This window comes from Streptomyces sp. CB02959 (genome assembly GCF_002803155.1).
Taxonomy (GTDB): Bacteria; Actinomycetota; Actinomycetes; order Streptomycetales; family Streptomycetaceae; genus Streptomyces.
The window spans coordinates 67835-89008 of record NZ_NNBP01000034.1 but is presented as its reverse complement, the minus strand read 5'-3'; the positions used below and the strand labels follow the sequence as shown (position 1 = coordinate 89008).

Annotated in this window: 21 protein-coding genes and 5 pseudogenes; 11 read left to right on the top strand and 15 right to left on the bottom strand. The window is 70.2% G+C overall.

Annotated features, from left to right (window positions below; translation table 11 throughout):
• Nucleotides 1-97: 97 nt before the first annotated feature.
• Nucleotides 98-1261 (bottom strand): sensor histidine kinase, encoded by a 1164-nt coding sequence (locus CG747_RS39080; RefSeq protein WP_100606634.1) that lies wholly within the window; start codon nt 1259-1261, stop codon nt 98-100.
• A gap of 235 nt (nt 1262-1496) precedes the next feature.
• Between CG747_RS39080 and CG747_RS39075 the strand changes: the two genes are divergently transcribed.
• The 5 genes and pseudogenes from CG747_RS39075 to CG747_RS39055 form a co-directional block, all read left to right on the top strand.
• Nucleotides 1497-1880, top strand: a complete 384-nt coding sequence (locus tag CG747_RS39075; protein ID WP_100606633.1) for an MmpS family transport accessory protein — start codon at nt 1497-1499, stop codon at nt 1878-1880.
• A 4-nt stretch (nt 1881-1884) separates the two neighbouring features.
• A complete protein-coding gene (locus tag CG747_RS39070; protein WP_100606632.1) occupies nt 1885-2646 on the top strand; it encodes an ABC transporter ATP-binding protein in 762 nt (253 codons plus the stop codon).
• Between the two features lie 5 nt (nt 2647-2651).
• Nucleotides 2652-5174: an FtsX-like permease family protein gene (locus CG747_RS39065; RefSeq protein ID WP_180985904.1), complete on the top strand. Its 2523-nt coding sequence runs from the start codon at nt 2652-2654 to the stop codon at nt 5172-5174.
• Between the two features lie 887 nt (nt 5175-6061).
• Nucleotides 6062-6238, top strand: a pseudogene (locus tag CG747_RS50195) (DUF933 domain-containing protein); the annotation flags it as partial.
• 340 nt (nt 6239-6578) lie between these two features.
• Nucleotides 6579-7338, top strand: a pseudogene (locus CG747_RS39055) (IS256 family transposase); the annotation flags it as partial.
• Between the two features lie 80 nt (nt 7339-7418).
• Here the strand turns inward: CG747_RS39055 and CG747_RS51150 are convergent.
• From CG747_RS51150 to CG747_RS39030, 5 genes are all read right to left on the bottom strand, one after another.
• Nucleotides 7419-7655 (bottom strand): transposase, encoded by a 237-nt coding sequence (locus CG747_RS51150; protein WP_374701874.1) that lies wholly within the window; start codon nt 7653-7655, stop codon nt 7419-7421.
• A gap of 275 nt (nt 7656-7930) precedes the next feature.
• Entirely contained in the window at nt 7931-9208 is a 1278-nt protein-coding gene (locus CG747_RS39045; protein ID WP_180985903.1) for a transposase, read from the bottom strand.
• A 332-nt stretch (nt 9209-9540) separates the two neighbouring features.
• Nucleotides 9541-9987, bottom strand: a complete 447-nt coding sequence (locus CG747_RS39040; RefSeq protein WP_100606627.1) for a heme-binding protein — start codon at nt 9985-9987, stop codon at nt 9541-9543.
• 65 nt (nt 9988-10052) lie between these two features.
• Nucleotides 10053-10373, bottom strand: a complete 321-nt coding sequence (locus CG747_RS39035) for an NIPSNAP family protein (RefSeq protein WP_100606626.1) — start codon at nt 10371-10373, stop codon at nt 10053-10055.
• 29 nt (nt 10374-10402) lie between these two features.
• Nucleotides 10403-11371 (bottom strand): NADP-dependent oxidoreductase, encoded by a 969-nt coding sequence (locus CG747_RS39030; protein ID WP_100606625.1) that lies wholly within the window; start codon nt 11369-11371, stop codon nt 10403-10405.
• Between the two features lie 141 nt (nt 11372-11512).
• Here CG747_RS39030 and CG747_RS39025 point away from each other — a divergent pair, with 141 nt between their 5' ends.
• Entirely contained in the window at nt 11513-11890 is a 378-nt protein-coding gene (locus CG747_RS39025; protein ID WP_100606624.1) for a helix-turn-helix domain-containing protein, read from the top strand.
• Between the two features lie 91 nt (nt 11891-11981).
• Here CG747_RS39025 and CG747_RS39020 read toward each other — a convergent pair whose 3' ends face one another.
• The 3 genes and pseudogenes from CG747_RS39020 to CG747_RS39010 form a co-directional block, all read right to left on the bottom strand.
• Entirely contained in the window at nt 11982-12344 is a 363-nt protein-coding gene (locus tag CG747_RS39020) for a DUF3592 domain-containing protein (protein WP_107490338.1), read from the bottom strand.
• A 216-nt stretch (nt 12345-12560) separates the two neighbouring features.
• Nucleotides 12561-12695, bottom strand: a pseudogene (locus tag CG747_RS39015) (SDR family oxidoreductase); the annotation flags it as partial.
• A gap of 140 nt (nt 12696-12835) precedes the next feature.
• Nucleotides 12836-13486, bottom strand: coding sequence for a hypothetical protein (locus tag CG747_RS39010; RefSeq protein WP_146022235.1), 651 nt, complete (start codon nt 13484-13486; stop codon nt 12836-12838).
• 169 nt (nt 13487-13655) lie between these two features.
• Here CG747_RS39010 and CG747_RS39005 point away from each other — a divergent pair.
• A pseudogene (locus tag CG747_RS39005) lies at nt 13656-13777 on the top strand (IS5/IS1182 family transposase); the annotation flags it as partial.
• Between the two features lie 46 nt (nt 13778-13823).
• Here CG747_RS39005 and CG747_RS39000 read toward each other — a convergent pair.
• A complete protein-coding gene (locus tag CG747_RS39000; protein ID WP_100606621.1) occupies nt 13824-14456 on the bottom strand; it encodes a hypothetical protein in 633 nt (210 codons plus the stop codon).
• 1 nt (nt 14457) lies between these two features.
• Nucleotides 14458-15087 carry a hypothetical protein gene (locus tag CG747_RS38995; RefSeq protein WP_257981021.1) on the bottom strand — a complete coding sequence of 210 codons (630 nt, stop codon included), beginning with the start codon at nt 15085-15087 and terminating at the stop codon, nt 14458-14460.
• Between the two features lie 130 nt (nt 15088-15217).
• Here CG747_RS38995 and CG747_RS38990 point away from each other — a divergent pair, with 130 nt between their 5' ends.
• The 3 genes and pseudogenes from CG747_RS38990 to CG747_RS50190 form a co-directional block, all read left to right on the top strand.
• Nucleotides 15218-16345 (top strand): sensor histidine kinase, encoded by a 1128-nt coding sequence (locus tag CG747_RS38990; RefSeq protein ID WP_180985902.1) that lies wholly within the window; start codon nt 15218-15220, stop codon nt 16343-16345.
• A complete protein-coding gene (locus CG747_RS38985; protein WP_100606619.1) occupies nt 16342-17037 on the top strand; it encodes a response regulator transcription factor in 696 nt (231 codons plus the stop codon). Before CG747_RS38990 ends, CG747_RS38985 begins: the two co-directional genes overlap by 4 nt.
• Before the next feature lie 18 nt (nt 17038-17055).
• Nucleotides 17056-17193: pseudogene (locus tag CG747_RS50190) on the top strand (IS5/IS1182 family transposase); the annotation flags it as partial.
• Between the two features lie 39 nt (nt 17194-17232).
• Here the strand turns inward: CG747_RS50190 and CG747_RS47600 are convergent.
• Both CG747_RS47600 and CG747_RS38970 read right to left on the bottom strand, forming a co-directional pair.
• Nucleotides 17233-17676, bottom strand: coding sequence for a hypothetical protein (locus CG747_RS47600; protein ID WP_146022234.1), 444 nt, complete (start codon nt 17674-17676; stop codon nt 17233-17235).
• A gap of 416 nt (nt 17677-18092) precedes the next feature.
• Nucleotides 18093-18344, bottom strand: a complete 252-nt coding sequence (locus CG747_RS38970; protein WP_100606617.1) for a hypothetical protein — start codon at nt 18342-18344, stop codon at nt 18093-18095.
• Between CG747_RS38970 and CG747_RS38965 the strand changes: the two genes are divergently transcribed.
• Nucleotides 18343-18663, top strand: coding sequence for a hypothetical protein (locus CG747_RS38965; RefSeq protein ID WP_100606616.1), 321 nt, complete (start codon nt 18343-18345; stop codon nt 18661-18663). The genes CG747_RS38970 and CG747_RS38965 overlap by 2 nt on opposite strands.
• Nucleotides 18664-19063: 400 nt before the next feature.
• Here CG747_RS38965 and CG747_RS38960 read toward each other — a convergent pair whose 3' ends face one another.
• Nucleotides 19064-19843: a GntR family transcriptional regulator gene (locus tag CG747_RS38960; protein WP_180985901.1), complete on the bottom strand. Its 780-nt coding sequence runs from the start codon at nt 19841-19843 to the stop codon at nt 19064-19066.
• Between the two features lie 105 nt (nt 19844-19948).
• Nucleotides 19949-21037, bottom strand: coding sequence for an adenosine deaminase (locus tag CG747_RS38955; protein WP_100606614.1), 1089 nt, complete (start codon nt 21035-21037; stop codon nt 19949-19951).
• Between the last annotated feature and the right edge of the window lie 137 nt (nt 21038-21174).

Here is a 21174-nt window from a genome sequence, read left to right as displayed (position 1 = left end):
AGGGCGCGACCACGCCATGAAGGATGAACGGACCGCTGGTGCGGTAGCCGGTGTCCATGGAATGCTGGACGCGAAAGGGTCCTGGTGGCGGAGTATGTCACCTCATGGGAATGGAGGCCGCCAGTTCCCAGCCGCCCTCGGGCATCGGCCCGCTGGTGAGCTCACCGCCCAGTTCGGCCACCCGCTCGGTGAGGCCGACCAGGCCGAAGCCGCTCGGACCGAACCGCATCCGGCCGCGCTGTGACCGGGCCGCGTCGTCGCGCACGCGGACGACGAGCCGGTCCCCCTCGGTGGCCAGCAGGACATGCACGGTGGTGGCCGTGCGGGCGTGTTTGCGGATGTTGGTAAGACCTTCCTGCACCAATCGCTCGACGGATTTGGCGAGTTGCGGCGACCAGGTGGAGCTGTCCACCCCGTCGGCCACGTTCAGCCAGGCGTGCTGCCCGGGGCTGGAGAAGCGGTGCACCAGCGCCTCGACCGTCGTCATGGCGGGTGCGACCGGTGCCGCCCCCGCGTCGCCGGTGTCCCGCAGCAGCCGGACCATACGGCTCATCGCCACCAGCCCGTCCTGGCCAGTCCTCTCGATGTTCGCGAACAGCTCCCGCGCCGTACCCGGATCGCGCTCCACGGTGTGCTCTCCGGCCTGGGCCTGGACGACCATGGCCGTGACGTAGTGGGCCACGTGGTCGTGCAGGTCGCGAGCGAGATCGAGGCGTTCGGACTGGCGCACCCGCTCGGTGGCGGCCCGGCGTCTGCCGTCCTCTGCCCGCAGATAGCCGCCCAGCAGCGCGAAGCCGATCGGCAGCAGCGTGAACAGCCCGTCGATCCGGTCGAGCACGGGCAGGTCCGTCAGCGCCGGAGCCCGGCCCTGCATGCGCACCACCGCCACGAACAGCCCCACCGCCGTCAGGATGAGCGGCAACCGCCGTCCATACCGGCAGGTCAGACACAACAGCACCAGCAGTCCGAGGAGTTCGGCCCAACCGGGGGTGCGCTGCAGCACCGTACGTTCCACCAGCGAGGTCATCAGCAGCGAGACAGTCGCGGCGGTGGCGGCCAGTGCCGCGGCCGGCCATTCCCGTCCGGCCCGGTACGCGTACAGCGTCCCGGCGGCCAGGCCCGACACCACGGCGCCGCTCGCGAGGAACGCCGCGCCGAGGCCACTGCGGCTGACCACTGCCCCGTCCAGGAGCAGGAGCAGAGCGCAGGGACCAGCCATGGCGAGGGACCCCGGGGCGGAGCGCGGGCGCAGTGGGAACATGGCGCGAAGGATAGACGGCCGTTCGGCCCGGAGGCGGTACCCCTCAGTTGGAGGGAGCCGCACATGGACCTAGCCTCGCCTTCTGCGGAGCGCCCCCGACCGGATATGAGCCGGCCGCATACGTACTTTCGGCCGATGCGGCTTTGCCGAATACCGTCTTTCGACCGCACCGGGACCCGTGGGCCGCGGTCCAGACTGGGGCACACCCAACGACGGCCCATCACAAGGAGTTGTAGTGCAGGCCAATGCCATGAAATCCCGCACGTCTCGTGCCTACGTCAAGTCCGTGCTGCTGGCGGGCGCCTCGGCTGTGGCAGCCCTGTCGCTCGCCGGGTGCGGCCTGTTCGGCGACAGCTGGGACGTCAAGCTGGAGGTGACCGGAAAGGGGAGTGCCGGCGTCGACTACAACTTCTCCGGTGAGACCGAGCCGAAGCACGACACCGGGGCGCAACTGCCCTGGACCAAGACACAGAACGTCGGCTACGGCTTCAACAGCGTCTCGGTCAACCACGCGGCCCCCGGCACGGTCTGCCGCATCTATGTCGACGGCAAACTGAAGGAAGAGAAGAAGCCCGACGCCAAGGGCAACCTGTCGTGCAACGTCAGCGTTCAGAACTGATCCGATGACCGCGAACCTGCTTACTCCTACGACGATCCGCGCCGCCGGCGTCACCAAGGTGTACGGACCCGGGGCGGCCGGCAGCGGCGCGACAGCGACGGTGCATGCTCTGCGGGGGATCGATCTGGGGATCGCCCAGGGCCGATTCATGGCGATCATGGGACCCTCCGGCTCCGGGAAGTCCACCCTGATGCACTGCCTGGCCGGCCTTGACCGGCCGACCTCCGGGACGATCACCATCGAGGACACCGAGATCACCGCACTGTCCGAACGGCAACGTACGGACCTGCGGCGCGATCGTATCGGCTTCGTCTTCCAGCAGTACCACCTGCTGCCGGAGCTGAACGGCTCGGAGAACATCCTGCTGCCGTTGGAGATCGCGGGTCGCCGTCCCGACCGCGACTGGCTGGACACGGTCGTGGGTGCACTGCAGATCGGCGACCAACTGGACCGTAAGCCCTCGGAGTTGTCGGGTGGCCAGCAGCAGCGCATCGGAATCGCAAGGGCGTTGGCGGCCCGGCCGGCCGTAGTCTTCGCCGACGAGCCCACCGGCAATCTGGACGCCGCGTCGGGCCGCGACGTACTGGAGTTCCTGCGTTACTCCACACGCGAGTTCGGCCAGACCGTCGTCATGGTGACCCATGACCCGACCGCCGCCGCGTACGCCGACCGGGTCGTGCTGCTGCTCGACGGCCGGGTCGGCGGCAGCCTCGACGCGCCCACGCCCGAGACCGTCCTCAATGCCCTGCAGAAGCTGAGGGGTTGATGACGATGACGACACCGGCATCGGGACTGGTCTCGGCGACCGTGCGCAGGATCGGGCAGCGGCCGTCCAGGCTGCTTCTCACCGGCTGCACACTGATCGTGACGGCCTTCTTCCTCGCCGCTTCCACAGTCTTCACCGCCACGCTGGAGCGGCAGTTGGGGGACACCCTGTCGACCGTGGCGGCGGGCACGAGCGTGGTCGTCGGTACTGACGGCGAGCACCTGCTGGACGACGCACGGCTGGCGCGGCTGACCAGCCTTCCGGGGGTGACCGAGGCCCAGCCGGTCGCCAGGGGCGAGGCACTCGTCGAAGGCGCCGGCCGTGACCCGTACCCGCTGATCGGTACGGCGCTGACAGGGGCGCAGGCCATCGTCCGCCCAGTGCGCGGCGCCCTGCCCGAGCGGCCCGGAGAAGTAGCGGTGACCAAGGCGATGGGCGAGCGCCGGGGGCTGGGCGTCGGCAGCCGGATCACCCTGGTGCCGCAGGAATCCTGGCTCACCTCCGTGACCCGGCACCGCGCACCGCGAACCGTGACGATCACAGCCGTCGTGCAGGCGCCCCAGGACCTGGCGACCGGGGTGTTCACCACCCCCTCGAACGCCCGCACATGGCTGGGCACCAAAGGCTGGCAGCAGGCGCTGCTGCGCGCCGACGACCGCCCCGCCGCCGAGGTGAAGGCCATGGCAGGCAAGGAGTTGGGCGCGGGCTTCACCCCCTGGACCGGTGCCGAGATACGCGCGAAGGGGAGTGAGAGGGGCTCCCTCGGCGCACTGTCCACGCTGCTCACCGCCTTCGTCGTGGTGGCGCTGCTGGCCGGAACCGTGATCGTCTCCACGACGTTCCGGGTGCTGCTCGCCCGAGACCAGAAGCGGCTGGCCCTCCTGCGCTGCATCGGCGCTCGCCCGGCGCAGGTGATGTGTTCCGTGCTGACGGAGGCGGCGCTCGCCGGGCTGGTCGCCGGAGTGCTCGGGGTCGGTGCGGCCGTCGGCTGCGCCGCCGCTGTCACCGCACTCAGCGGTCTGCCGGGCCCGCAGCTGCCGGTGCCGACCCTGATCGGCTGTTTGCTCGTCTCGGTGCTGGCCGCCGTCGGCGCAGCCACACCGGCGGCCTGGGCGGCGGCACGCATTCCGCCGGTGACCGCGCTGTCCAGCGCGGCGACCCGCAACGCTCCGGACCGGACCGGCCGGGTGCGCACGCTGACCGGGATGCTCTGCCTGGCCGCTGCGCTGCTGCTCGGCACGGCGGCCGAGTTCGGCGGCGGCGCGGACTCCGGCGCGGCGGCCATCGGCTCCGTCGCCTCGGGAATCGCCCTGTTCGGGTGCTTCCTCGCCCTCGGGCCCACGCTGCTGCGCGCCACGGTGCGCGCCGCGCACCGGCCCGTACGGGCGGTGGCCGGGCTGGACGGCGCGCTGGCGCTGCGCAACCTCGGCCGCGCCGGACGCCGCAGCGCGGCCTGTGCGGCGGTCCTGATGCTGGGCATCAGCATGGTCGCCGCGGTGCTCGTGACGCTGACCTCCGTGCAGAACGGCATGGACCGGCGGCTGGCGGCGCGTGACCCGGCCGACGTGGTGATCGACGTTCCGCGGACGGGGAAGTCGGCTCTCACCGCGGACGTGGTGAGAGACGTCCGGGCGCTGCCCGAGACCGGCGCCGTGGTACCCGTCACCGTTGCCGACGGCTCGGCCGCCGGGCCCAGGGGCCACTACCGCGACTACGAGATCCACGGCATCGACCCGAGCGCGGTGCCCGAACTGCTCACCGGCACCGTCCCCGGCCCTGACCGGGGAACGCTGCGGCCCGGACAGGCCAGCCTGTCCACGACCACGGCGGCGGCTCTCGGCGTCCAGACCGGCGAGAGGATCTCCGTGCGCACGGCCGACGGCAAGACGATCAGCGCCCAGGCGGCCCGGATCCATCCCGCGAACAACCCCGCCCTCGGTGATATCGCCCTCCTCCCACAGGACTTCGCGAAGCTGGCTCCCCACGCACCCGTACGATCCCTGTACGCCAACGCCACCGACCGGGCCGCCCCGGCGTCCCTGCGCGGCCCCCTGGACCGTGTCCTGCCGCTCGACCCCGCGCTGCACCTCACCTACACAGGCGAGGACCGCATCACCACCCGGCAGTCGATCGGCGACCTACAGATCATGGCCCTGGGCCTGGTCGGCATCACCGTTCTGGTCTCGCTCGTCGGCGTCGCGGTCACACTGACCCTGTCCGTTATGGAACGCACCCGTGAGAACGGCGTACTGCGCGCTGTGGGCATGCGCGGTTCGCGGCTGCGCTCCGTACTGGCCTGGGAGGCCGGACTGCTGGGCCTGTACGCGGCTGTCCCGGGCACCGCCCTGGGCGCGCTCTACGGCACCCTGCTCCTCGGTGCGCTGCCCGACCTCAGCATTCCCACGATCCCCTACGGCCAGCTCACCCTCGTGGTCGCGGTCGCGCTGATCCTCGCACTGGCAGCGTCCGTCCTGCCGGCCTCCCGCACGGCGAAGACGTCACCCATGCTCGCGCTGCAGGCGGACTGAACCGCCGCGCGACACCTCCTCTCGGCCGTTTTCGCCGCGCGCCAGAAGCGGGCGTGAAGTACGTGGAACATGATCACGTCCGATACGTTCCTGACTGCGTGGCGTACTCGCGCCCGCGAGCAGGGGGACCGCGGCGCCCTGCCGCCCTGGCTGCAGGGCCTCGCCACCCACGGGATTCGCGGCGCGGGTGTCGGGCGAGCCGGGGTGTCGGTCAGCCGGGCGCGAGGCGCAGCGCGGCTGTCGCGACTCCTCCCAGCGGCAACGGCCTGGTGACGCACGTCTGACGCACGAGGCTCTCCAAGGAGCTGGATTCCGCCCTCGAAACCGCGTCTGACCTGCATGTTTCCTGGACAGGGTCAAACTGCACACCTCCCCGATGACGCATCATGTGGAGTGCGTGGCGATCCTTGAGTCTGCCGGGAAGGGCTCCTGACCTGCTGTTTTAGGTGATGTGCGTTATGCACGCTGTGGGCGTTACGGGCGATATCTTGACGCACGTTTGACGCACGCGGCGCGTGTTCGACGCACGTTCTGACGAGTGGTCAGGTACGGAAAAGCTGCCTGCCGACCCATCCTCGGACGGGTTGGCAGGCAGCTCGCCTCCGTGATTCCGGTAGCGGATTACTTGCTCCGGTGCGCCTCTGCGTATTGGTCGCGGATGTCGCCAAGGCTGGCGGTCTGCAGACCGTACGGTGTGCCTCTGGTTGGGCGGGTTTCGGCGGTTTCACGGCCGAGGCGTGAGCCCGAGGAGAGTTCGAGCAGCGGTCTCCTTCTTGGAGGTCGTCGGCAGTTCCCCGGAGCAGACGTATGGCTCGCTTGTGCATCGGAACGGTGTGAAGCAGACCCTTTACGCGTGCAACTTGGCCGTCTCCTGTGGCCACGGCTCCGAGGCGGCTGGCGTGATCCGCACCGATGTCCAGAAGGGCTCCATTAAGTCTCCTTCGCTGGCGCCTGGTCGAGGCCGACTCGGTCGCCGATGCCGAGCCAAGGGCGAGACCCGTATGGAGAGTAAGGGCTACGTTATGCAGGACGCAGACGTGGTGGAGTTCCGCTTCGATGTGTAGCGGCTGACCTATCACCACGTCGCGGATCTGGCAAACATGCGGGTCAGAAGGGGCCCGGCTCTTCGGAGTCGGGTCCTTTGTTTTTTTCCCGTGCTGGGATAGCTGACCCCTCACCACCTGTCATCACCCCTGCTCATCCCTACCGTGCTGGGATCGCGTTGGGATGGGATGAGAAGAGCAATGCTCAGATCCTGTGGATCGGCTCGGAAGGGCGTACCTTCCCGAGTGATCGATCGACTGGTATCGAGTGAGGCCCGCGTTGGCGCGCGGGTCGGGAAGGCACGCCTGTGCGCTCAGCGTAGTCAACTCCGACGGCACCACCACCGACGGCTCCTCCCTCATCGACGAGATCGTCCGGGAAGGTGCGAGGCGGGTGCTGGCCGCCGCGCTGGAGGTCGAAGTCAACTCCTACATATTCGAGTTGGCCGACCAGCGAGGCGAGAGCGGGCGTCGTCTGGTAGTCCGCAACGGCTATCACCAGCCGAGGGAAGGTGACCACCGCGGCCGGGACGGTCGAGGTGAGGGCCCCGCGCGTCAACGACAAGCGCGTCGATGAGGCAACTGGTGAGCGCAAGCGGTTCAGTTCGGCGATCCTGCCGCCCTGGGCCCGGAAGTCCCCGAAGATCAGCGAGGTGCTGCCGCTGCTCTACCTGCATGGCCTGTCGTCCGGCGACTTCGTGCCCACGCTTGAACAGTTCCTCGGCTCCTCGGCCGGGCTGTCCCCGGCCACCGTGACCCGGCTGACCGCCCAGTGGCAGGCCGACCACAAGGCGTTCGGCGAGCGCGACCTGTCTGCCGCGGACTACGTCTATGTGTGGGCCGATGGCATTCACCTGCGCATACGTCTGGAGGAGGCGAAGGCTGCGGTCCTGGTTGTGATGGGTGTCCGTGCGGACGGCACCAAAGAGCTCGTCGCGATGGCCGACAGCTACCGGGAGTCGTCGGAGTCCTGGGCCGGACTGCTGCGGGACTGCCGACGGCGGGGCATGCGCACTCCCGTCCTCGCCGTCGGTGACGGAGCCCTCGGGTTCTGGAACGCGATCAACGAGGTCTTCCCGGAAACTCGCCACCAAAGGTGCTGGGTTCATAAAACGGCCAACTGGGCCTGTTGCGAATTCGCCTGCTCCTGCGGGGCATGGAAGAGTCCGGGCCCCCTGGGCAGGGTGGCCCGCCCTGCCTGCTACCCGGCTGCGATCCAGGCCCTGTGCTGCAGGGAGTCGGGTGCGGTGCGGAACATGGTCAGTAGGTTGAGCGTCATGGCTGCCAGCAGTGACTCATCCTGGACGGCCTTCAAGCCTCGTCGTGCGAAGCGTCGCAACCCGGTGATGTCCTTGAGCCAGGCGTTGGGGGTCTCTGCGATCGGGCCGCGGCGACGGTAGGCGGCCGCGCCTTGTGGGGTACGCAGCCGGTGGTCCATGGCGCGGATCGGGTCGGCGTTGGGCGGGGGCGGACCTTGGGCTGGCTCGGCGGCGGCGCGTTGCTGGAGTGAGCGGTGTTTGCCTGTGGCGATAAGCCGGTTCGGCCCGGGCAGAGTGAGGTTCTCCGAGCTGAGGTAGCCAGCTTCCATCAGCATCACCGAAACCCACAGTGCCAGCACGGAGCAGGAGTTGATCATACCCGACGCGCATTGCGTGACGAACTTGTCCGGCTTCACGATCGACATGGCATCGTCCGGCCAGGACTGCATGGGGTTCACCAGAAAGCCGTGTGTTGAACTGGCAGGCCAGCGCACGGGTTGGTTCGTCGGGGCGGCGGGACGGTTGTCACGATGAGTGGTGCGATGTGTCGCAGGCGGGCGAGCATCGGCGCCAACTGGTGAATGTCAAGGAGGTCGTTGGTCGCCTCGATTCCGGCGATTACCCCGTCCCCCAGCGTGACCACCAGCACGTTGTATCCCTGCACCCAGCCGCCGTGCCGCACTGGCATGACCCGGCTGTCGGGGTCGGTGGCATTGCGCTTTACCTTTGCCGTCTGCGTCTCCTGCCGGTGCTGCCCGCTCGCGCCGTCCGGCACTTCGGGAAGCGTCTGCGCCGTCCCGCAACCGGGTGCGTGCTCCTCCAGCTCCTGCCACACCGCGGCGAACGCAGCCAGTCTGCGACGCAGGTACTTGCGGGCATCGGCGATCCTGAACGCTTGCGGAGTCAGCGGCCTACCCTCGGCCCGAGATTGCTCCCACGCCTGGCGTTCGCCATCCAGTCGTTGTCCGGCCCGCTCGATCTGTGCTCCGATCGCCTCCAGCCGCACCTCAAGCCAGACCCGGCGGTCCATGTTCCGGCGTACCCGAAGCGCCGCCCGCCCCGCCAACCGGCCGCCACGCAAAAGTTCCTCGGTGCGTTCGCCGACCTGCCGCGTAGCCTCGGCGCGAGTGGCTTCCTCCGCCTCGATCTCCGCGATCCCACGTCGGAGCCGGGCCAGCCGTTCGACCCGCCGTCCCAGCCCGGCGGGCAGTTCATCGCCCCTGGCCGACCCGAACTGCGCGTCTTCCTCGGCATCGGCTCGTTCGGCCTGCTCCAGCAACTCCCGTGCCTGCTTAGCGAACCACTCGCGCCCGTGGGTGGCCTGCAGTGAAGCGTTGGCCGCGATCTTCGTGCCGTCCAGCGCCACTTCGCCCAGCCGTCCGAGCCCGGCCCGTGCGCACAGCTGCAGTACTTCACCAGATAGCTCTTCCACCAGTCCAAGCCGATCGGCGCGGAACCGGGCGATGGTGGTGTGATCCGGCCCGTGCAGCCCACAGATCACCTTGAAGGCGACATCGGTGGCGCACAGCCGCTCCATCTTTCGCGACGAGCGCACTCCGTTTGCATAGGCGTAGATCAGCAAGGCCAGCAGCATCTCCGGGTCGTACGCCTGCCGTCCAGAACCGCCCAACCTGTACGACGAGCGCAACCTCTCCCGGCAACCATCCGAGAGCGCGGCCACAGCATCCAGGACGAACCAGGCCAGATGCTCCTGCGGCAGCCACTCCCGCATGTCGGGAGGGAGCAGGCCGCCTTCAGGTCCGTCCCGGTACTTGCACGAGGCCGACCGGATCTCCATCGCTGACCGGCTGTCGCCGTCGCCGGTACCCGCCGGTGCTGGGCTCGAAGCTGCCCTTCAGCCCGCCGCCGCAGCGACCTTCGAGCGCCCCCGCGACCTGATGTCCTTCCTCGCTGACGCCCCCGGGTAGACCACGCTGATCTGCGGACGGGGGCCACACGAGGTCCGGTCGAGGTAAGCGAGGGGCAGCGGGGTGATCTCTGAGTGCTGAAAGCCGTACGGTCCGCCTTCGACGGCTGCGGTGGCGGGTTGTGCGGGCCGGGCGGTCAGCGGGCGGGAACCTCGAACCCGAGGGCGACCAGGGCCTCTTCGGCGGCCTGTTGGTCCTGCTCGTAGCTGCCGCCGGAGATTCCGAGACCTCCGACGCACTGGCCGTTGATGGTGATCGGGTAGCCGCCGCCAACCGCCATCAGACGCGGGTGGCCGCCCAGCGGCGCTATGCGCGGATTGGCGAGGTAGTCGTTCCACGCGTGGGTGGGGGTGTGGAAGGAGGCTGCGGTCCAGGCTTTGTCGACGGCGACCTCGGTGGTGAGGAAGGGTGCGTCATCGGCGCGGTCGAACGCCTTGAGGTGCCCGCCCGGGTCGGTGACGGCGACAGCCGCCGTGAAGCCGATCCGGGCGGCGGCCGTGTGCACCGCTGCGATCAGTGCACCTGCTGCGGCCTGGGTGATCGAGGAGGCGGGGGAGGTCATTGCGGGTGTGTCGGTGCTCATGGGTGGTCCCTTTGTGGCTGTGCTGTGCGGGTGGCGCCGTTCCGGGCGCAAGCGGTGTGGCCGGGTCACCGCAGTGGTGAGGCGGGGGTGGGGATCACGCGGGTGACGACGGTCTTCTCAGGGATCAGCAGGCTGTAGACAGCCGGGCCGATCTCGTTCTTCCAGCGGTCGTGGTCGTAGACGGCCGCGTACAGGGCCTCGCTCTGGGCCTCGTCCTCGAACCGGCGGATCCACACGTAGCCGTCCTCGTCCTCGTCATCGACGAAGGAGCCGGTCACATCCATGCCCAGCGTGGCCTGGAACGGGATGACCACGTCTTCCATGTAGCGCACCCACTCCTTGCGGCGTCCGGGCTGCGCCTGGTAACGACGGATCTCGTAGTACATGTGCGACTCCAAAGTTCGCGTCGGGGTGGTCAGTTGACGACGGTGAGGACGAGCTTGCCGCGGGTGCGGCCGGCCTCGCCGCGAGCGTGGGCCACGCCCGCCTGCTCCAGTGGGAAGGTCTCCTCCACCTCCACGGCGACACGGCCCGCATCGATCAGGTCCGCGATCATCGTCAGCCCGGCACCGTCCGGCTCGACCAGGAACGGGGTGACCCGCACGTCGGCCGCCTCGGCGGCCTGGGCCAGCTCCGGGGAGACACCGGCGGGGATCGCGACCAGCAGGCCACCGGGGCGCAGGACCTTCAGCGAGCGGGTGCTGGTCCGGTCGTGGGCATCGCCCACCAGGTCGATGACGACATCGACGTCGACGACGGCGTCCTCGAAACGGGTGGTGGTGTAGTCGATGGTCTCGTTGGCGCCGAGCTCCTTGAGCCAGGGGTGGCGGGCGGTGCTGGCGGTGGCGATCACGTGGGCGCCCAGGTGCCGGGCGAACTGGACCGCGAAGTGGCCGACCCCGCCGGCGGCGGCGGTGACCAGGACGCGCTGGCCGGCCTGCAGGTGAGCGGTGTCGACCACGGCCTGCCAGGCGGTCAGCGCCGCCAGTGGCACGGCGGCGGCGTGCACGTGGTCGAGGGTGGCGGGCCTGCGGGCGAACTGCCGGGCCGGGGCGGTCACGTACTCGGCGTAGGCGTTCGCGACGCGCGGGAACCACGGCATGCCGTACACCTCGTCGCCGGCCTTCAGTGTGGTGACACCGAAGCCGACCTCCTCCACCACCCCCGACACGTCCCAGCCCAGGGTGAACGGCGGCTCACCCAGCAGGCCGGCCATACCGGCGCCGCCGCGGGTCTTCCAGTCCACTGGGTTGATCCCGGCCGCGTGCACCCGAACCAGCACCTCGGTGGGGAGCGGCGCCGGGCGCGGTACCTGCTGGATCCGCAGCACCTCCGGTCCTCCGAAGCCGTCCTGGACCACCGCGCGCATCGTGTCTGCGGACATGCGTCATCTCCTGAAAAGCCACTGTGTAGAAGGACCTCGGCGGGTCCTCCTATTGACGTCGGCGACGCTATCCCCAGGGGTATAGTTACCTTCAAGGTCTAGTACTTCCCAATGGGAAGTGTCCTGGTGAGGAATGCGAGCATGACGACCACCTGCCCCAGCGGCCAGCACGCGCACCACGACGTCTACGCCGCCCAGTGCCCCTGCCGAGCCCTGCTCGACCTGCTCGCCAACAAGTGGTCCGCGCTGGCCATCGGCGCCCTCGAGGACGGGCCCCTGCGCTTCGGAGAACTCCAGCGCAGGCTCCAGGGCGTCAGCCCCAAGGTGCTCACCCAGACGCTCCGCCGCCTGGAGGACTTCGGCATCCTCGACCGCACGATCTATCCCGCCGTCCCCCTGCACGTCGAATACGCGCTCACCCCCCTCGGACAGAGCGCCGCGATCCCGCTCAACGCCCTCCGCTCGTGGGTCGAGGACAACATCGACAACGCCCTCACTCCTGAGTCGGCCGTGCAGTGACCGGGGCAGGATGCGCACCAGCGGGGCCATCATCAACGCCCGGGTGGTGTCTGCCGCGTCACCTTGCGAAATAGGGGATGAGGCCCACCAGTCAGAACACCGCCAAAGACAGAAGGAGCAGACCCGATCGGACGTTGGTCTTCCAGGTGTATGCCAGCATCCGGGCCTTGTCCGGGCGTCCGGGACGGTAGGCGACGGGAACTCCGGTCCCGATGTCCGGGGCAGACTTCGTCACCATGAGACGGGCGTTGATCTCCCGCTGCCGGCCACTGTTGTCGGTGAACGAGATGGTCACGTTGGTGTGGTGGTTTTCGTCCCTGTCCACCACCTCGCGGCCGACCACGCGACCTTCGGCGCGCAGGCCGCTCCACTTCAGCCACCATGCCCTGACGGGAGCCCATAGTGCGAAGCCCCACAGCACAGCGGTGACAGTCACCATGATTGCGGTGCCCACAATGGAACCCTCTCCGGAACGCTGCCAGGACGGTCGGAAGAAGGGACGGCCTGTCGCATCGCATCGATTCCGCCGCGCCGCCGGCCTGCTGTCCAGCCCAGCCGAAGGAAAGGCGGCCCCGGACGGTCACCTTGGACCACTGTGCACTTCATCGAGCGGCCACAGCTCGGCGCCGCGTCGGATCATCCAATGCACCTGGCGAGAGGCGGTTTCGTCCTAGAGCTGGGTGACGCCGCCGTCGACGAACAGTTCCGCGCCGGTGGTGAAGGAGCTGTGGCCCCCAGCGAGGTAGAGGGCGGTGGCGGCGACCTCGTCGGGACGACCGGCTCGGCCGAGCGGGGTCGGCGGGGCGGTGAGGGTTTCCGGGGCGAGGGATGGCGGCACGACCACGACGGCTTCCGCGGATGGCGGCACGGCCGCCACAACTGGCGGTAGGTCGACGAGGTGTCGGGGGCTGCGCGGTGAGCCGGTCCGGGCCAGGTGAACTGTCGCTACCGGTGCTTTCCGTTCCGATGTTCCTCATCGGTGGCGAACCGCACCCGATGCGGGCGCCCGTCCTCTGCTTCTGGGCACTGCCAGCCGCCCATCTGCAGAGCGCGCTCGATGCCGGCGAGTCTGTAGACGGTCGGCCGCTGGGGGTCAACTGCACTGTCGAGGCGCCTATGAGGGACCTTCATGCCGGCTCGTCGCAGTTCGGTCCCGATGGTGCGGCCGATCATGGCCAGCCGGTCTCGTCGCCCTTTCCCCCGGCCCCAGGTAGCCTGATCGGCACCGACAAGGTGGTGGGCGATTTGTGTGATGGTCAGCCGCCGGGGGTTGTCGCGGGCGGCGAAGGCGTCCAGGAGTTGGCGAACGATCGCCGGGTAGTCCTCGGGAGTCAGCGGCGGGTCGGATGGCGGGGGCAGGATATCTGCGCGCGGCGGCGGGACGGCGAGGGACATCCCTGTGTGCGGCCGGTCAGGTGCGACGACTGGTTCCAGTTTCGCCAAGATGCGGGTGAGGGGCGCGCTCGGAGCGCCGGCGGCGATGGCCCGCGCGGTCAGCTCGGCCACGTGCGTGCTGGTGTTGCGCACAGCGTTCACTTGATCGTTTCGTACCGCCACTGTGTCGGCGAGGTCCTTGAGCAACTGCGTCCATTCCACGCCCGGGACAACGGCGCCGCTGCACTGGGGTGACGCCAAACTCGACGGCAACTGATGGGGCGCCAGTCAGCGAGGTGGTGCGACTTCTCGCCGGCGCGGCCACCGGCTCCGAGAGCCCGCCGTGGCCTTGGGGACGTTGCCGGTTGTGCGCCGAGCACTCCCCGGGCACCGCAACGAAGTCGAGCGACTGATCAACAGCTGAAGGGCTTCCGAGCCGTGGCGACGCGCTACGACAAGCGCGCCTACGTCTTCCACGGAACGGTCACAGCCGTCGCCGTCCGACTCTGGCTCCACGCATGGCGATTCGCCGGAGGCGGAACCAGCATCAGGCGCCGTCTCATCGGGGCGTCACGCCGGCCACCGCCACGGCGGGCCGGGGGGCGTGCCCCGCGCGGCGGCGCCAGTAGGCGACGGTCAGCCAGCCGAGCAGCGGGCCCCACAGTACGAGCGGCGCGTAGGCGACGGCCAGCAGTGCCGAGTGCCAGTCGTGCAGGGTCATCGGGTTGTCGGGCGGCAGCGGCCGCCACTCGGCGGTCCTGCCGAACGCCGCGGTGACGGCGGCCCAGCTCCACATCGTGGTCAGGATCGTGGCGCCGAGCCCGGCGGGAATCACGGCCGCGAGCACCGGGACCGGTCGGCCCCGCAGGCGAGGGATCCAGTGCGGCCAGACCTCGCCCCAGACCGCGGTCAGGCCGAAGGCCAGCAGCGCCAGCACTTCGGACAGGACCGAGATCAGGAGGACGTAGACCTCCATCGGAAGCCAGACCGGAACCTGCCCGTGTCCCGGGTGCAGACCGCCGTCGAGCGGCAGGTGGAAGGTGATCCCGGCGATCCGCCAGATGCTCGCGGGTAGCACGGTGAACGGGATGACGGCGGCCGCGAGGCGGGCACCGCGCGGGACTCCCGCCGCGGGGGTGTGGATGGCGGTCCAGGCGGCGCGGAGCCGCCCGCTCGGTGTCAGCTCGCTCATCTCATCGTCCTTCCGTGGTGGCGCGGCGGCGGTAGTAGGCGTGGGTGACGGCGCCGACCAGCACCGGCCAGGCCATCAGCGGCAGGTAGCAGGCCACGAACAGCACCTGCGACCACCCGCTGACCTCCAGGTGCGAGGTGGCCGTCCCCTTGTCGCCGATCGACGGCGTGAAGTGGATGTGGAAGAGGATGGGGTTCAGGAAGAAGTACGCGGCGAGCAGCACCAGCAGGGTCGCGCCGACGGTCGCCGGGATCACCGCCGCTTTGATCGGCACGCGGCGTCCGCCCAGGAGGGGTATCCAGCGCGGGAAGACCTCGCCCCAGGGCTTGACGAGACCGAGGGTCAGCAGCGCGAGCCCCTCGCAGACCGCGGACAGGAGGAGGACGTAGAGGTAGTCGCTGAGCTGGGAGCGGTAGCCCGGGTTCGTGGAGTGGTCGACCCCGGCTGCTCCGGCGGTCATGAGCAGCCGCCAGATGCTGGAGGGCAGCACCACCAGCGGGACTGCATGGGCGGCGAGCTGGGCCCAACGGGGGGTGCCGGGCACGTACTTGGGCTTCGGCTTCGCGGAGCCCCGCTTCGTGCGCTCGGGTGTCGGGGCGGTGGTCGGTCGGGCCGACTGGGTCGCGGTCATGCCTCAAGCCTGGTCAGGCCACCACCCGCGCGGACATATGCCGTTGGGCATCGAGATCGCGGACGGGCCGGTCGCGGATATGCCGAAAGGCACAGGCGCGCACGGTGCCCGCACGCGTACCGTCGGGGTTGTGTTGATCATCATGATCCCGGCCGTCCTGTCCGGCGCGGCGGCGCTGCTCGTCTTCGCGGGCCGGTCGCGGTCGCGTCCGCTGATCGCCTGGGCGACCGGAGCCGCCGCCGCGGCCTCGCTCGTCGTGACGGTCGCTCATCCGTCCGGAGCGGCCGGCCCCGGGCCGGGCACGATCGGCACGCTGGAAGCCGTCGCCCTGCTCGCCGTGCTGGTGCCGACCGCGCGCCACGCCCCGCCACCGCAGGCGATCGCGACCGGAACGCTGGCCCACCTCGCGGTGACCCTGTGGGTGCTGCGCGCCTGGAGCACCGACTCGGTCCGCGGCATCGTCGGCGCCTGCGTCTTCTGGTCGCTGCTGGCGACCGGCGCGGCGGCGGGCGGGGTGTACCTGCGGGTGCTGGACGCCCGGCGGGTCAGCTCGGTGGCCGAGGCCCGGCGACGGCAGCGCCTGGACCTGGCCCGGGACCTGCACGACTTCGTCGCCCATGACGTCAGCGAGATGGTCGCGCAGGCGCAGACCGGGCGGTTCCTCGGGTCGGACGATCCGGGTGTCGCGCTCGACGCCCTGCGGCGGGTCGAAGAGGCTGGGCTCCGGGCTCTGGCCGCGATGGACCGCACCGTGCACATGCTCCACGACCAGCAGGACGGCGACCCCCGGCAGTCGGTCAAGGGCCTGGACGAGGTGCCCGAACTGGTCCGGCGCTTCCGTGAGTCGAGCGCGGGTCGGACCGAACTCGCTCTCGCCCCGGGCCTGCTCGACCACGTCGCCCGCGAGGTCTCCGGCACGGCGTACCGGATCGTGGTGGAGGCGCTGACCAACGTGCGTCGCCACGCGCCGGACGCGGACGTGACCGTGACGCTGGACCGGTCGGCGTCCGCGCTCAGCGTCGACGTCAGCAACGGCGCCCCGGCCGGACGGCCGCAGCAGCGCGGCGACCGGGCCGGTGGGCTGGGGCTGCCCGGCCTGGCCGAGCGGGTGGCCTCGCTCGGCGGATCGCTGACCGCCGGGCCCCGCCCCGGCGGCGGCTGGCACCTGGCGGCCGAGCTGCCGCTCGCAGGTGACCGAGGCGCCCGCCGACCCTCCTTCCCCATCCCCTTCCGCCCCGGAAAGGCCCAGCCCCGATGAGCAACGCCCCGACGACCACGGCGCCGACCGGCACCGGCCCGATCCGCGTCCTGCTCGCCGACGACCAGGAGAGCATCCGCAGTGCCTTCCGGATGGTCCTCGACGCCCAGCCGGACATCCAGGTCGTCGGTGAGGCCGCGGATGGCGGCGCAGCGGTCGAGCTGGCCCGGCGGTTGCGGCCGGACGTGGTCCTCGCGGACATCCGCATGCCACGCGTCGACGGGCTCGAACTCACCCGCCTGCTGGCCGGCCCCGACGTGGCCGTCCCCCTCCGGGTGGTCGTGGTGACCACGTTCGACCTGGACGAGTACGTGCACGCCGCGCTCCGAAACGGCGCTGCCGGCTTCCTTCTCAAACGATCGGGTCCGACCCTGCTGATCGAGGCGGTCCGCGCGGCTGCGGTCGGGGACACCCTGATCAGTCCGCAGGTCACGGTCCGGCTGCTGCGCGAACTCACCGCCGGTCCGACCGCGATGGACCCGGACGAAGGAGCGGAACCGCTGACCGACCGTGAGCGGGAGATCGTGACACTGCTGGCCGGCGGCTGCACCAACGCCGAGATCGCGGCGCAGCTCTTCATCGCCACCGGGACGGTGAAGAACCACGTCGCGAGCGTCCAGCGCAAGCTGGGGGTGCGCAACCGGGTCGGCATCGCTGCCTGGGCCTGGGAGCACGGAGTCTGCCGACCCTGACCCGGCCTCACCTATGCAAGATACTTGAACGAAGTCGAGCGACTGATCAACAGGCTGAAGGGCTTCCGAGCCGTGGCTACGCGCGACGACAAGCGCGCCTACGTCTTCCACGGCACGGTCGCAGCCGCCGCCGTCCGACTCTGGCTCCACGAATGACGATTCACCGGACACGGCCGTCCTGGACCTGCTCTCGGGTTAGGTCCTCAAGGACCAGTTCTTGGTCGTCGTCGATGTCCTCGAACCCCGGCTCCGCTGCGCCAGGTGGGGGCGCTGCGGCACCACGCGCGCCCTGGGCCTGTTGAGCCCGGCATGCCGTCTTCTCGCCCTCGCCGCCGCGCCTCGCGGCCGCCGGCTGTCACTCGCTTCCACGCCCCACTGAGCGGCGAATTCGCCGTCGACCCGAAGGTGTGCCATCACGGGTACCAGATCGCTATCGACTTCGGTTTCGTGGCGATCGACGCGATCGCCGACCGCCTTCCCCAGGAACAGTCCCTCGCTCTGGTCAAGCGCATGGGGTTCTGCGGCTGCGGCCGCCTGTGCCTCGACGACGACCTCACCCGCAGCGCCCTTGGCGCCGTGGCGGCTGACAGCATGGCCGCCTGCCAGCGCCTGGTTCTCGCTGCGATCGACTACGCCCACCGCACCCTGGGGTGCGCCGGGCTCAGCACCCTGATCCACGAGCTCACCGAAGGCCCGCGGGCGACGTTCGAGCCCCCTGCTCTGAGCGCTCCTGGAGCGTGTCCGCGCAGCCCACCGGGCAGAACACGGCCACGCCGGCCACGCCCGGGTACCCGACGCGGTGATGTGGCCAGACACCACCGCCTCCTCCATGCCCGAGCTCAGACAGGGCTATCGGCCGCGGGGACAAGACGCTGATCCTCAAGACCTCCGCTGGTGAAGTCACCCTCACCCTTCCGCCAAGGAGTCCTGGATCGGCATCGGAGGCGTAGGCCCGGCCCCCGCCTGGCACCCGGTCTGCTTCCGGCCGACCCGCCGGAAGCAGCAAGTCCCATGGCCTGGTGTTCGTCACCGGCCAACGCCCAGTGGGGGGCGCGTCAGGCTGTCGGGCAGCCAGCGGCTTTGAGGCCGGTGTTGAGCTGCTTCTTCAGGGCGGCTTCCTTCTGCGGTGTGATGTCCTGGTTGGGGATAGTCAGCTTGATGTCCTTCTTGCCCGTCCCCTTCTTCACCGTCATCGCGACCGTCATGTCACGCGGGACGACCGACTTGGGGTCGCCGTAGCCGACGGCGACGGGCACCGCACGGTGGGAGCTGGCGCATCTGCCGCTCACGGCCGCGGTGGCCGCCATGGGCGCCGCGATGGTCGACCTCGTCGAGCACAGCCACGCGGCACGCACTCCCAGCGCCACGGCCTGGGTCCTGTGCGGCGGCGCAGCCGTCGTCATCACGAGCACGATGCTGGTGGCCGCTACCCTCCCAGCCTGGCGCGCCAAGCGTGACCTGTACCGCGTGCTGTCACGGACGTGCGCGGCGGCCGCCGTCGGCTGCCTCGCGCTGGGCGCGGCACGACCGGCGCCGCCCCTGCTCGGCCTCGTCCTGATCGCGCTCTTCCTCATCCCCTGGTGGGCCGCTGTGACCTGCCGCCTGCGCCACGAAGAAGCCCAGTAGGGTCCGGTCAAGATCATTCCACTGCCCCCTTTGGGCTCGCCCTTGGCCGACCCCTGGGTAGCCCCACGGCCCATATGGAGAGGCTGCCCGAGAGCGCCGACCGCGACGTCGGGGGTTCCCGAGCACCCGGGTACTTCGCCCTGAGCCGGGCGAGTAGGGCCGCGGTTGGTCCACGCCCAGTCGCCGTATCTCCAGCAGCACGCCACCAATCGGGACTGGTGGGAGTGGGGGAGGAGGCGATGCTGTGAGCTTGTGGCTTGTCACACAGGCTTGGTGCACCTCCCATCACAGGTCGGCGAGCTTGCCGCGCCGTTGTCGGAGGCCATCTTGGCGAGCCACATCGTCACGGACCTGACGCTTGCCCCCCACTGCGCCGGTCCTGGACTACCTCGCGGGGTGATTACAGCGTGTTCTGCGTGAGGGTGAGCGGCCCGGCGGCGGCGAGGACGATGTGCTTGGCGAGGTAGAACGGCCGGCCATCCAGCGCCGCCGTGTGGGTGAGGACGATCGCGGGCTCGGCCGGGCCGGTGCGCAGCTCGGTGGCGCGGGTGGGGCCGGGGGTGCCGAGGGTGATCCGGACGGTGGCCGGGCCGAGTGCCGGGCCGTGGTGGCGGATCAGCAGGGCGAGCAGGGTGTGGTCGGCCGGGGCGTCCTCGGGGCGCATCGCATCGCCCCAGTCGAGGTCGCCCGACGCGGGGGCTGCTAGGTGCTCCTGGCACAAGGCGATCGGTTCGTCGTCACGGAGGAGGACGGTCTCGATGAACCAGGTGGACTTCCCCGCGTCGAGGCCGAGTTCCTCGGTGACGAAGGTGGGGGCCGGGGTCTGCCGGGTCACCTCGCTGCGCCGCAGCCGCAGGGGGGTGGAAGGGGCGGCGAGGAGTTCCTCGATCGGAACGAGTCGGTGCAGGCCGGCCTGGGGCGGGGTGTCGGCGACGAAGCGGCCGACACCTCGCCGGGCGGTGAGGAAGCCGTCCTCTTCCAGGAGCATGAGGGCTTCGCGGACGACGGTGCGGCTGACTCCGAGCAGGCGGCCGAGCTCGGTCTCGGTCGGGATCATGGTGCCGGGACGCAGCGTGCCGGAGCGGATACCGTCGAGGATGCGGCTGTGCGCCTGTACGCGCAGCGGGACTCCGCTGTCGCGCGGCAGGGGCCGGGACAGGAAGGTCAGGCGGTCGTCCACAGTGCTCTCCGACGGTGTTTGCGGTCGCCGCGTCCGTCTTGCCCGCCCGCAGCTGTCTCGCCGCATGCTACGCGGTCGAAGATCAGCTGCGGGTGCGGGCGTGGATCAACCGCGGGCGCGGGCGAAGCCCTCGCGGATGGTGTTGGTGAGCTCGGCGCGGCGGGAGGGGTCGACGAAGGCGCCGTGGGCGGCGTTGAGCTGGAAGGTCTCCAGGTCGTCGAGGCCGAAGTCGAACGTCCGCTGCAGCAGGGCGAGTTCATCCGTGAGGGTGGTGCCGCTCATGAGCCGGTTGTCGGTGTTGACGGTGACCCGGAAGTTGTGGCGGTGGAGGGTGTCGATGGGGTGGTCGCTCATCGACTCGCCCCAGGCGGTGAACGCGCCGGTGTGCAGGTTGGAGGTGGGGCTGGTCTCCAGGACGATGCCGCGGTCGCGGACCCAGCGGGCCAGCGGGCCGAGCGTGCCCTGCTCGTCGATGTCCTCGATGATCCGGACGCCGTGGCCCAGGCGCAGAGCGCGGCCGTCGAGGAGGGCGGAGGTGATGCTGCCCAGGCCGTCGGCCTCGCCGGCGTGGATGGTCGCGGGCATGTGGTGGCGGGCGATCAGCTCGACGGCCTCGCGGTAGCGGCTGGTGGGGAAGCCGGCCTCGGGGCCGGCGAGGTCGAAGCCCACGACGCCGTCGCCGTGGTGGCGCAGGGCGAGTTCAGCGACCTCGGGGGTACGGTCGGCGCCGCGCATGCCGGCGATGAGCTGCTGGACCTCGATGGCCGTCCCGGCCGCGGCGGCCTCGGCCATGCCGTCGCGCAGGCCCGCGCGGACGGCGTCGACGGCCTCGTCCATGGTCAGCCCGGCTTCGGTGTGCTTCTCCGGCGCCCAGCGGACCTCGGCGCACACGACGCCGTCGGCGGCAAGGTCGAGGACGTATTCCCGGGCGACGCGGTGCAGGTGCTCGGCGTGCTGGAGGACGGCGCCGGTCAGCGCGAAGGACTCCAGGTAGGCGACGAGGGAGCCGGAGTTGGACTGCCCGAGGAACCAGGCTCGCAGGGCGTCGGGGTCGGTGGTGGGCAGGGGCAGGCCGAGGGCCTGGGACAGCTCGATGACGGTCTCGGCGCGCAGGCTGCCGTCGAGGTGGTCGTGCAGGGAGACCTTCGGCAGGCTGCGCAGGACGTCGTTGGCGAGGGCGGGGTGCTGGGGCATGAGGGCGTGCTCCGGAGGGCGTGCGGGTTGTTGTACAAGGTTGTTATACAAGTACATCACACATGCTCGTATGGCAGCTGTGCCAGTGCGTCCCGAGCGCCGCCACGACCAGGCCAGCCCGATGGTCCGGGTCGATG

Coding starts and splice junctions, on each gene's coding strand:
- CG747_RS39080 (WP_100606634.1), bottom strand. CDS start 1,261: ATGTTCCCACTGCGCCCGCGCTCCGCCCCGGGGTCCCTCGCCATGGCT.
- CG747_RS39070 (WP_100606632.1), top strand. CDS start 1,885: ATGACCGCGAACCTGCTTACTCCTACGACGATCCGCGCCGCCGGCGTC.
- CG747_RS39065 (WP_180985904.1), top strand. CDS start 2,652: ATGACGACACCGGCATCGGGACTGGTCTCGGCGACCGTGCGCAGGATC.
- CG747_RS51150 (WP_374701874.1), bottom strand. CDS start 7,655: ATGGACCACCGGCTGCGTACCCCACAAGGCGCGGCCGCCTACCGTCGC.
- CG747_RS39045 (WP_180985903.1), bottom strand. CDS start 9,208: ATGCGGGAGTGGCTGCCGCAGGAGCATCTGGCCTGGTTCGTCCTGGAT.
- CG747_RS39040 (WP_100606627.1), bottom strand. CDS start 9,987: ATGAGCACCGACACACCCGCAATGACCTCCCCCGCCTCCTCGATCACC.
- CG747_RS39035 (WP_100606626.1), bottom strand. CDS start 10,373: ATGTACTACGAGATCCGTCGTTACCAGGCGCAGCCCGGACGCCGCAAG.
- CG747_RS39030 (WP_100606625.1), bottom strand. CDS start 11,371: ATGTCCGCAGACACGATGCGCGCGGTGGTCCAGGACGGCTTCGGAGGA.
- CG747_RS39025 (WP_100606624.1), top strand. CDS start 11,513: ATGACGACCACCTGCCCCAGCGGCCAGCACGCGCACCACGACGTCTAC.
- CG747_RS39000 (WP_100606621.1), bottom strand. CDS start 14,456: ATGAGCGAGCTGACACCGAGCGGGCGGCTCCGCGCCGCCTGGACCGCC.
- CG747_RS38995 (WP_257981021.1), bottom strand. CDS start 15,087: ATGACCGCGACCCAGTCGGCCCGACCGACCACCGCCCCGACACCCGAG.
- CG747_RS38985 (WP_100606619.1), top strand. CDS start 16,342: ATGAGCAACGCCCCGACGACCACGGCGCCGACCGGCACCGGCCCGATC.
- CG747_RS38965 (WP_100606616.1), top strand. CDS start 18,343: ATGGGCGCCGCGATGGTCGACCTCGTCGAGCACAGCCACGCGGCACGC.
- CG747_RS38970 (WP_100606617.1), bottom strand. CDS start 18,344: ATGGCGGCCACCGCGGCCGTGAGCGGCAGATGCGCCAGCTCCCACCGT.
- CG747_RS38955 (WP_100606614.1), bottom strand. CDS start 21,037: ATGCCCCAGCACCCCGCCCTCGCCAACGACGTCCTGCGCAGCCTGCCG.